The sequence below is a fragment of the Halomonas hibernica genome (genome assembly GCF_013183775.1).
Lineage (GTDB): Bacteria > Pseudomonadota > Gammaproteobacteria > Pseudomonadales > Halomonadaceae > Vreelandella > Vreelandella citrativorans.
On the sequence record NZ_VIFN01000040.1, the window covers coordinates 1 to 1,234 of the forward strand.

1 protein-coding gene is annotated in these 1,234 nt (G+C 51.2%); it reads right to left on the bottom strand.

The genetic code is table 11. From position 1 onward, the window contains the following. Positions 1-18: 18 nt before the first annotated feature. Positions 19-1,172 (bottom strand): IS3 family transposase gene (locus FKN99_RS17715; protein WP_172119105.1). Its coding sequence is split into 2 segments (ribosomal slippage): positions 19-935 and positions 935-1,172, totalling 1,155 coding nucleotides; the frame shifts between segments, so codons are not numbered across the junction. Between the last annotated feature and the right edge of the window lie 62 nt (positions 1,173-1,234).

Below are 1,234 nucleotides of genomic sequence, written 5' to 3' on the forward strand. Positions count from 1 at the left end.
TGAATCGCCCCGGATATTCTAGACACCCGTTAGGCTCTTAAAGTAACGCCTTTCATACTCAACCGGTGACAAGTTATCACTTGTGCCGTGTCGGCGCTTTGGGTTGTAAAACATTTCGATATAATTGAACACGTCGCGTCTAGCCGCTTCCCGTGTCGAATAAATCTGTCGCTTGATCCGCTCTCGCTTGAAGAGTTGAAAAAAGCTCTCAGCAACGGCGTTATCATGACAGTTACCACGCCGACTCATGCTGCCCACCAAGTGATTGGCTTTCAGAAAGCTTTGCCAATCTCCGCTGCTGAATTGGCTTCCTTGATCTGAATGCACCATCACAGTTTCTTGTGGCTTGCGTCGCCAGACTGCCGATAACAAAGCATCCAGCACTAACTCCGTCGTCATACGAGACTTCATCGACCAGCCAACCACTTGACGGGAAAACAGGTCGATCACCACCGCTAAGTAAAGCCAGCCTTCGTACGTTCGGATGTACGTAATATCTGTCACCCAAGCAACATTGGGCGCTGTTACTTCAAACTGACGGTCTAAATGGTTGGGTGATACAACAGCCGGTTTTCCGCCGCCATAGCAGCCAGGGCGTCGTCGATAGCCCGTCTGAGAGCGTAAACCTTCCCTACGCATCAGGCGGGCCACTCGGTGCTTACCGCAGGCTTCGCCAGCCTCACGCAAATCCTGATAGACCTTGCGATAGCCATATACACCGCCACTTTCAAGCCACGCATGCTTGATCAATCCCAATAGACGCTGATCATCCCGGTCTCGATTAGACAGTGCTTTTTTACACCATGCATAGTAGCCACTAGGATGCACGGCCATCATGCGGCACAAGCGCCGTACCGGATATTGACTCGCATGCTTTTGAATAAACGCGTACCTCAGTCGGACTCTCTGGCGAAGTACGCGGTGGCCTTTTTTAATATATCTCGCTCTTCTGACACGCGTTTTAATTCAGCCTTTAAACGACGGTTTTCAGCTTGGAGATCATCGTCTTCTTGCCGTTGTTCTACCGGCTTATCGTAGCGCTTGATCCAGTGGTACAAGCTGTGGCCTGACACGCCCAAACGCTCAGCGACCTCGGCAACTCGATGGCCACGCTCTACCACCTGTTTAACGGCTTCGATTTTGAATTCTTCAGTGTAACGGGGACGGCTCATGGATCCTCCTAGGTACCTTTAGTATAAGGCCTAGAGGTGTCTACGAAACCCGGGGCGGTTCA